Consider the following 8,526-nt stretch of genomic DNA (forward strand, 5'->3'; position numbering starts at 1 on the left):
CCGCCTCAGGGGCGCGGGGAACTGCGCAAGCGTGTCTAGGCGGGCGCGGTCGGACTAGCGGGCCAGTACCACTGTGGCCGACGAGCAGAACCAACCCCCCGTCCCCGACGCGACCGCCAGTTCCGGCAGGGTGCCGTCGGGGCGGTGGACCTGACGGGCCCCGCACTCGCCGCGGAGCTGCCGTACCGCCTCCACCAGGAGGAACAACCCCCGCATTCCGGGATGCTGGCCCGACAGGCCGCCCCCGTCCGTGTTGACCGGCAGCCGCCCCTTCTCCACGAACGCACCCCCCTCCCCCTTCGCGCAGAAGCCGAGATCCTCCAGGGTCACGAGCGTCATGTACGTGAACGCGTCGTAGATCTGCGCGAGATCGACGTCGCCCGGCCGAACTCCCGCCCGGCCGAACGCGATCCGCCCGCTCACCGCCGCCGGCGACACCGTGAAGTCGGGCCATTCGGACATCGTCGTGTGCGAGACGTGCTCGCCGGTGCCGAGGACCCAGACGGGGGCCGTACGGCAGTCGCGTACGTACTCCTGCGCCACCAGCAGGACCGCCGCCCCGCCGTCCGACCGCAGACAGCAGTGCAGCTTGGTGAAGGGGTCCGCGATCATCGGGCCCGACAGGACGTCGTCGACCGTGATCGGGTCGCGGAACATCGCCTCCGGATTGAGCGCCGCGTTCTGCCGCGCCTGCACCGCCACCGCCGCCAACTGCTCCAGCGTGGTGCCGTACTCGTGCATGTGGCGCCGCGCGGCCATCGCGTACTTGGCGATGAGCGCGTGCCCGTACGGAACCTCGAACTGCAGTGGCCCCCGCGCGCCGAAGGAGAGGTTGCCGGTGCGGCGGCCCGCCTTGATGTCCGCGCGGGCGGTGGACCCGTACACCAGCAGGACGGCGTTGGCGTGCCCCGCCGCTATCGCGTCGGCCGCGTGCGCCGCCATGACCTCCCACGTCGATCCGCCCACGGACGTGGAGTCGACCCAGGTCGGGCGCAGGCCCAGGTACTCCGCCACCTCGGCCGGCGCCAGCGTGCCGAGGCCCGCCGAGGCGAGACCGTCGATCACCGACCGGTCCAGGCCCGAATCGGCGAGGGCCCGGCGGGCGGCCTGGGCGTGCAGCGCGTACGGCGTCGTCTCGTCCACGCGCCCGCAGTCGGAGAGCGCCACGCCGACGACTGCCACCTTGCGGTTACCGGACGGGGTCATCATGGAATCTGACGGTACATCAGATGCGGGGGAGCGGAAGAGGTGCGGTGCTGTCGTGGCCCTGGGCATCTGTCTGCCGCCGCTCTAACATGACGGCCCGTCAGATCAGGGAACCGGACGCCGGACACCCGGCCCGGGGAGGAGCCCGCCGATGGACGCCACCTTCACCGCGGAACAGGACGAGATCCGCCGCACCCTCCGTGAGCTGCTCCTCAAACGCTGTGGCCCGGAGGAGGTCAGGGCCGCGGTGCGGACCGCCGACGGTTACGACCCCGGCCTCTGGGAGACCCTCGCCCAGCAGCTCGGCCTGCCCGGCCTCGCCCTTCCCGAGGCGTACGGGGGAGTGGGGTGCACGACCACCGAACTGGCCCTGGCAGCGGAGGAGATGGGGCGGGCCCTCGCCCCGTCACCGCTCCTCGCCACCGCCGTGTTCGGCGCGCCCCTCGTGCTCGGTCTCGGCGGCGCGGGCCAGCGCGCCGCCCTGCTGCCCCGTATCGCCGCCGGCGAACTCACCGCCGCCCTCGTCGTACCGGCGGCGGCGCTGACCACCGCCCTCGGCCTGACCGGCGGCAACCGCGGCGACTGGGCGGGCGGCGGACGGGCCGGCGGCGTACAGGCGCGGCGGACCGACGGCGGATGGCGGCTGTACGGGGAGGCCGACCAGGTGCTCGACGGGCACAGCGCGGATCTGCTGGTCGTGGCCGCGCACACCGGCGGCTTCGCCCGCTCGCGCACCCTCCTCTTCCTCGTGCGGGAGGACCTGCGGGAGCACGCGGGGGAGGGCGCGACCCGCGTACGGCAGACCTCCCTCGACGAGACCCGCTCGCAGAGCCGGATCCAGTTCCGGCATGTCGAGGCCGAGTTGCTGGGCGACCCGGAGGGCGCGGACGCGGACGTCGGTGGGGTCCTCGCGCGCGTGGGGGACTCGGCCGCCGCCGTCCTCGCCGCGGAGGCCGTCGGCGGCGCCGACCGCGTACTGGAACGGACCGTGGAGTACGTCAAGCAGCGTGAGCAGTTCGGGCGGGCGATCGGGTCGTTCCAGGCGGTGAAGCACCGGCTCGCCGACCTCTACGTACAGGTCCAGGGCGCGCGTTCCGCCGCCTACTACGCGGCCTGGGCGACCGTCGAGGGCCGCGAGCGGGTCGGCGGACTCGCGCTCGCGCAGGCCCTGGAGGCGCTGCGCGTGTGCGCTTCGGAGGCCGTTCAGCTGCACGGCGGGATCGGGTTCACCTGGGAGCACGAGGCGCAGCTGTACTTCAAGCGCGCGGCCGGCGACGAACTGCTCTTCGGACCGGTGCACCGGCTGCGCGCGTACGCGGCCCAGGAGGCGCGGCTGTTCGGCGGCGGGGAGGTGCTGGTGTGATGACCACGTCCCCGTCGTCCCGGCGGCCCGGGGTGCGGCTGGTGCAGAAGGTGTCCTCGACCCGGGGCTTCGCCAAGGTCGCGCCGCACGTGGTACCGGCCCTCGACCGTGCCGTGCACCGGCTCACGCGCGGAAAGGTGCTGCTCAGCGCCCAGATGCTGCCCGGGGTCATCCTCACGGCGCGGGGCGCGAGGAGCGGGCTGCCGAGGCGTACACCGCTGGCCTGCATGCCGGAGGGCCGTACCGGGGAGGGCGCGGACGGGGGTACGGCCGGGAGCTGGATTCTCATCGGGTCCAACTTCGGGCGTACGGACCATCCCGCCTGGACCGCCAATCTGCTCGCCCACCCGGACGCGGAGATCAACTGGAAGGGCGGGGACATCCCGGTGACCGCCCGCCTGCTGGCCGGTGCGGAACGGGACGCGGTGTGGCGGGCGCTGCTGGAGTTCTGGCCGCCGTACGCGACGTACCAGGCGCGGGTGGAGCGGGAGATCCGGCTGTTCCGGATCGTACGGAGGTGACGGGTGCGGGCCTGAATCTGGGCTGCTTCTGGGCTGAATCTGGGCCTGGGCCTCGGCCCGGGGCAGGGCCCGGGAGCGCGACAGGCGGCAGTCCACCAGGGAATCCACCAGGGAATCCACCGAGGAGTCCGCCGGGGATGCCTTCGGGGTGAACTGCCGCCTGTGTGACAGGACATGGGCCTGGAAGCGGCGAGCTGGAAACGTGGGGAACGCCTGGGCGGCCTACCTGGTCGGCTTCTTGCCCGTCACACCCAGGTGCACCAGCAGTGCCAGGTTCGGCTTCAGTTCAGCCTGCTTGACGCCCCACGTCTGGAAGCCCTTCTGGTGCGAGGCCACCGCCGCGAGCATCGCCACGAGGGAGCCCGCCATGGCCGCGGGGCTGACGTCCTTGTCGACCTTGCCCTTGGCCTGGAGCTCCTTGACCGTGTCCGTGAGGGAGTTGTTCACGGAGTTGAGGATCTTCATACGGATCTTGTAGAAGCGTTTGTCGCCCTCGGCGGCGCCCAGGTCGACGACCCGGAGGATGGCATCGTTTTTGCGCCAGAACTCAAGGAAACCGTCCACGAGTTCCTGCGCGGTCTGCCAGCCCGCCTTGCCGACCCAGGAGCGTCCTTCGAGGAGCTCGGTCAACCCGGCTCCCTCGGCCGCCATTTGCTCGGCGATCTCCAGGACGGCACCTTCGACGTCCGGGAAGTACTGGTAGAAGGTGGCCGGTGAAGTGCCCGCCTTCCGGGCGACGTCGATGACTTTGACGTCGCGGTAGGGCGAGGAGCTGAGCATCTCGCTGAGGCAGTCGAGCAGCTTCTGCCGCGTCGCCTGCCCGCGCCGACCGGCCACACGGCCGTCGACGGTACGCACTTGTCCTGTCATGCCGTCAGCTTACCGAGGGGTGATCGGAGCGCGATTCGGCCGACTGCAAATGGGGTGCGCGGACCTGCGGGGTGCTGGAGGCGCCCGCTCTGCGGGATGCGTGGAACGCCGTTAGCTTGGCCGCATGGCTGGATCTGACTCTGCCGCGTTCGCCGAGGGCGTCCCCTGCTGGATCGACGCCCAGCTGCCGGACGTCGAGGCGGGCAAGCGTTTCTATGGCGGACTGTTCGGCTGGACCTTCGACTCCGCGGACCCGGCGGATCTTGCAGGCCCGGCGGACCTTGCGGGCCCGGCTGACTCCGTGGGCCCCGCCGGGTCTGCGGACTCCGCAGGACCCGCCGACTCCGCTGGCCCCGCCGGGTCTGCTGGCCCCGCTGGCTCCGCTGGACCTGCGGGCTCCGCAAGTCCTGCGGACCCTGCGGACCTCGCAGGTCCCGCCAGCTTCGCAGGCCCGGCTGACTCCGCGGGCGCCGCCGGGTCTGCGGGCCTCGCAGGGCCCGCCGACTCCGCTGGCCCTGCCGGCCTCGCGGGTCCCGCAGGCTCCGCTGGGCCTGCGGGCTCCGCACGTCCGGCCGACCCCGCGGACCCTGCGGCCCTCGCAGCCCCGACTGGCTCCGCGAGCCCCGCCAAACCTGCGGGCCCCGCCGGGCCTGCGGGCCCCGCAAGTCCTGCTGACTCCGCCGGCCCTGCCGACCGCGCAGGTTCCGCAGACTCCGAGGGCCTCACAGGCCCCACGGCCCCCGTCGGGCCGTCAGCCGCTGGCGGCCCGACGAGGGCTGCCGGCCCGTCGTCGGCTGCCGGCTCATCGGAGGGCACCGCCCCCTCCGAGGCCGGGACCGGGACCGAGGCCGGGGACGGAATCAGGGCCGGGGCCGGGGCCCAGGGGGTGGCCGGGGACAGGACCGGGGCCGGGGACACGGCCGGGGCCCGGGGGGAGGGTGCTCAGTGGGGGGACAGCCCGTACGCGGGTGCCGTGCGGGCCCGGCTCGGTGGGGAGGCCGTTGCCGCCCTCGTGCCCAAGCGGGACGGGCGGATGCCCACCGTCTGGACGGTCTACTTCGCCACCCCGGACGCCCAGGACATGGCCGACCGTATCCGCAAGGGCGGCGGCCAGATCGTCACGACCCCCGTGCCGGTGGGCCCGTACGGGGTCGGAGCCCTCGCCGCCGACCCCGAGGGCGCGGTCTTCGGGCTCTGGCAGGCCGGTACGCACCCCGGCTTCGGCAGCAGACGCGGGACGGGCACCTTCAGCTGGGTGGAGCTGTACTCACGGGACACGGCCACCGCCGACGCCTTCTATCCCGGTCTCTTCCGCGACGCCCTCTTCGGGCCGGGCGCCACCCGGGAATTCGGCCGCGCCCACATTTCCGACGTCTTCCCCGCCGAGATGCCGCCCCATTTCCTCGTGCACTTCGCCGTCCAGGACTGCGAAGCCGCGCTCGGCGCGGTGGTGAGGCTCGGCGGCCGGGTCCAGGCACCGCCGTTCGACACCTCGTACGGGCGGGTGGCCGTCGTCAGCGACAATCAGGGGGCGTCCTTCGCGCTGCTGGAGCGCCGGGACGGGTGATGAGGCGTCCACGATGGGGGACGAGCCGTGCTCCAGCGCTCAATTTCAGGTTTCTGCGCCGCTGAAATGGGCGATGCTCCACGGCTGAAACCCCTGCGGGAAGCTCTGAAAGGCACCGAAAAGCCCCGCCCGACGTTGAAAAGCAAGGGGGAGGCGGGGTGTTTGCCCGGGAATAGTGGGAGACATCCCGAATGGGTCCCGGGTTCGCAACCGGAGCGCAGGACAGGAAGAATCGGGGTGCGTGCCGCCGGAGCGGTTCGGTGGTGAGACGCTGCGCAGTGGCGATGCTGCGGCTGGAGCGGTGGCTGGAAGCGCGGCCGCGTACGGGGAGGTGGCAGGCAAGTGGTGGATCAGCTGACACAGCACGATCCGCGGCGGATCGGGCCGTTCGAGGTGCTGGGACGGCTGGGAGCCGGCGGCATGGGGCTGGTCTATCTCGCGCGCTCGGCCTCCGGCCGGCGCGTGGCGATCAAGACGGTCAGGACCGAGCTCGCCGAGGACCAGCTGTTCCGCGTCCGCTTCTCGCGCGAGGTCGAGGCGGCGCGTGCCGTCTCCGGCTTCTACACGGCGGCCGTCGTCGACGCCGACGCGCGCGCGGCCGTGCCCTGGCTGGCCACCGCGTACGTGCCCGCGCCCTCCCTCGAAGAGATAGTGACCGAGTGCGGGCCCATGCCGGCCCAGGCGGTCCGCTGGCTCGCCGCGGGCGTCGCCGAGGCCCTGCAGTCCATCCACGGCGCCGGTCTCGTCCACCGCGACCTGAAGCCGTCGAACGTCCTCGTCGTCGAGGACGGGCCGCGCGTCATCGACTTCGGCATCGCCTCCGGTGTCTCGAACACGCGTTTGACGATGACGAACGTCGCCGTCGGCACGCCCGCCTACATGTCACCCGAGCAGGCGAAGGACTCCCGCAGCGTCACCGGCGCTAGCGACGTCTTCTCGCTCGGCTCGATGCTCGTCTTCGCCGCCACCGGCCACGCGCCCTTCCACGGCGCGAACCCCGTCGAGACCGTCTTCATGCTCCTCAGGGAGGGCCCGGACCTCGAAGGGCTCCCCGACGAGCTGCGTCCGCTGATCGAGTCCTGCATGCAGATGGACGCGACGGCCCGCCCCAACCCGGCCGACCTCCAGGCGCAGCTGGCACCCCACCTCTTCGGCTCCGGCTCCGACGACAGCGGTACCGCGTCCGCGTGGCTGCCCGAGCGGGCCGTCAGCCTCATCGAGACGCGGCGCGGCGGTCGCCCCGCCCCGAAGCCCTCGTCCGGCCGCAGCGGCGGACGCGGGGTGGCCGTGGTGCCGCCCCCGCCGCCGCACGACCCGCCGATCCCGCCCATGCCGTCGTCCGGGCCGCCGCGCATGCCCGTCGGCGCGGGCGTCGGCCGGCCGGGTGGCGCGCCCGACGCCGGACCCGTACGGCTCGCCGGTGCGCAGGTGCCGATCGGTCCCGGCCCGCGCGTCGCCGACGCCCGCGCGGCGGCCGTGAAGGCGCCCCCTCCGGAGGCCGGACTCGCGGCGGCCTGGTCCCGTTCGCGCCCCGGTGTGAACGGCGCCGAACCCGTGGCGGCCGTCCCCGCGCCCGCCGGGCCCGACGGCGGCTCCTCCTGGCGGCCGTGGCGCTTCCGGATGTCGAACGACGTGTGGGGGACGCCCTCCGTCGCCGGCGACCTCGTCTACGTCACCTCCTTCGAGGTGCACGCGCTGGACGTGGCCACCGGGCGGCGGCGCTTCAAGACGCGCGACGTCGCCTGGTCGATGGCGGTCGCCGACGGGCGCGTGCACGCCTCCGACGGGCCCACGCTCTTCGCCCTCGACGCCCGCGAGGGCACCGACCTGTGGCGGCTGCCGACCGACGCCTGGGTGTACTCCCTCAAGGCCGACCGCGGCACGGTCGTCACCGGGACGCGCGGCGGCGGCGTACAGGCCTGGGAGGCCGCCAACGGGCAGAAGCTCTGGGAGATCACCGGCGCCCAGACGGACTTCGAGTCGCCGGAGGCCGGTCCCGCCGTCCACGACGGCACGGTCTACGTCTGGAAGGACGCCCGGCTGCGTGCGCTCGAAGCCCGTACGGGGGACGAGCGCTGGTCGTACCCGATCGGCGACGCGGCCTCCTGCGGGGGCGTGCCCGTGCGGATCACGCACGCCGACGACGGATACGTGTACGTGTCCGCCGGGACGCGCGTCCTCGCCATCGACATCGCCGGCGGGCATGTGCGCTGGCACTTCGAGGCGCCGGCGGTGTTCCTGAGCGCGCCCACGTTCGCGCCGGGGCCGGCCGTCACGGGGGGCGGGGTGTACCTCGCCGACTACCTCGGCACGGTGTACGCGCTCGACGCCACCGACGGCCGTGACCGGTGGCGCATCGCGACCGAGGCGCGGTCCTCCATCGACCCGGTGCTCGTCTCGGCGGGACACGTCCACGTGGGCAGCGGCAAGGGGCTCTACACCCTGGACGCGGTCACCGGCACACCCAAGTGGCGCTTCCAGGCGGGCGGCGACCTGGTGGGGGCGCCTGCCGTCGCCGACGGCCGCATCCACTTCGGCTCGACGGACCACCTGCTGTACACGCTGAAGGCGGACGACGGCCGGTTGCGCTGGAAGCTCGCCACCGGTGGGGAGATCACGGGGTCTCCCGTGGTCAAGGACGGGGTGGTGTACGCGTGCAGCAAGGATCGGTGCGTGTACGCACTGGACGCGGAAAAGGGCACGGGCACGGCCCGTTCTTGAACCGGCGCTCCACCGCCTCGGCGGCCCGCGCGGCCCCGGCCGGTTCCCGCCCGCGGCCCGGCGGGGGCTGGCCGCGCAGTTCCCCGCGCCCCTGAGGGGCGGGGTGGCTCCGGCCGGTTTCTTGCCCGCGGCCCGGTGGGGGCTTGTCGCGCCGTTCCCCGCGCCCCTGGGGGGTGGGGGTGACGCCCGTGTCTTGCCTGCGGGCCGGTGGGGGTTGCTCGCGCAGTTCCCCGCGCCCCTAAAGACCAAAGCCGGGGCGCAGCCCCGCTTTTCAGGGG

6 protein-coding genes are annotated in these 8,526 nt (G+C 73.5%); 4 read left to right on the plus strand and 2 right to left on the minus strand.

All coding sequences use genetic code 11. The features are described 5' to 3' along the window. Positions 1-54 precede the first annotated feature (54 nt). The gene (locus ACFWGJ_RS38455) at positions 55-1,206 is read right to left on the minus strand and encodes an acetyl-CoA acetyltransferase (RefSeq protein WP_387333604.1); all 1,152 of its coding nucleotides are present in this window, start codon (positions 1,204-1,206) and stop codon (positions 55-57) included. Positions 1,207-1,357: 151 nt separating this feature from the next. On the opposite strand from ACFWGJ_RS38455, the gene ACFWGJ_RS38460 reads away from it, so the two are divergent. Next, on the plus strand, positions 1,358-2,569 hold the full coding sequence (locus tag ACFWGJ_RS38460; RefSeq protein WP_387333599.1) for an acyl-CoA dehydrogenase family protein: 1,212 nt from the start codon (positions 1,358-1,360) through the stop codon (positions 2,567-2,569). Further along, on the plus strand, positions 2,569-3,090 hold the full coding sequence (locus ACFWGJ_RS38465) for a nitroreductase family deazaflavin-dependent oxidoreductase (protein WP_387333600.1): 522 nt from the start codon (positions 2,569-2,571) through the stop codon (positions 3,088-3,090). The genes ACFWGJ_RS38460 and ACFWGJ_RS38465 overlap by 1 nt, the downstream gene beginning before the upstream one ends. Before the next feature lie 222 nt (positions 3,091-3,312). Here the strand turns inward: ACFWGJ_RS38465 and ACFWGJ_RS38470 are convergent, their stop codons facing one another. Further along, positions 3,313-3,960 (minus strand): TetR family transcriptional regulator, encoded by a 648-nt coding sequence (locus tag ACFWGJ_RS38470; RefSeq protein WP_387333601.1) that lies wholly within the window; start codon positions 3,958-3,960, stop codon positions 3,313-3,315. Positions 3,961-4,846: 886 nt separating this feature from the next. Here ACFWGJ_RS38470 and ACFWGJ_RS38475 point away from each other — a divergent pair. After that, positions 4,847-5,527: a VOC family protein gene (locus tag ACFWGJ_RS38475; RefSeq protein ID WP_387333602.1), complete on the plus strand. Its 681-nt coding sequence runs from the start codon at positions 4,847-4,849 to the stop codon at positions 5,525-5,527. Between the two features lie 342 nt (positions 5,528-5,869). After that, complete coding sequence (locus ACFWGJ_RS38480; RefSeq protein WP_387333603.1) at positions 5,870-8,248, plus strand: PQQ-binding-like beta-propeller repeat protein; 2,379 nt, start codon at positions 5,870-5,872, stop codon at positions 8,246-8,248. Positions 8,249-8,526 lie beyond the last annotated feature (278 nt).

Origin of the sequence: Streptomyces sp. NPDC060205 (assembly GCF_042728395.1) — a bacterium.
In the GTDB taxonomy this organism is placed as follows: Bacteria; Actinomycetota; Actinomycetes; order Streptomycetales; family Streptomycetaceae; genus Streptomyces.

Excerpts from the sequence above, each read along its gene's own strand:
- ACFWGJ_RS38460 (WP_387333599.1), top strand. The coding sequence starts at position 1,358 with ATGGACGCCACCTTCACCGCGGAACAGGACGAGATCCGCCGCACCCTC.
- ACFWGJ_RS38455 (WP_387333604.1), bottom strand. The coding sequence starts at position 1,206 with ATGACCCCGTCCGGTAACCGCAAGGTGGCAGTCGTCGGCGTGGCGCTC.
- ACFWGJ_RS38470 (WP_387333601.1), bottom strand. The coding sequence starts at position 3,960 with ATGACAGGACAAGTGCGTACCGTCGACGGCCGTGTGGCCGGTCGGCGC.
- ACFWGJ_RS38465 (WP_387333600.1), top strand. The coding sequence starts at position 2,569 with ATGACCACGTCCCCGTCGTCCCGGCGGCCCGGGGTGCGGCTGGTGCAG.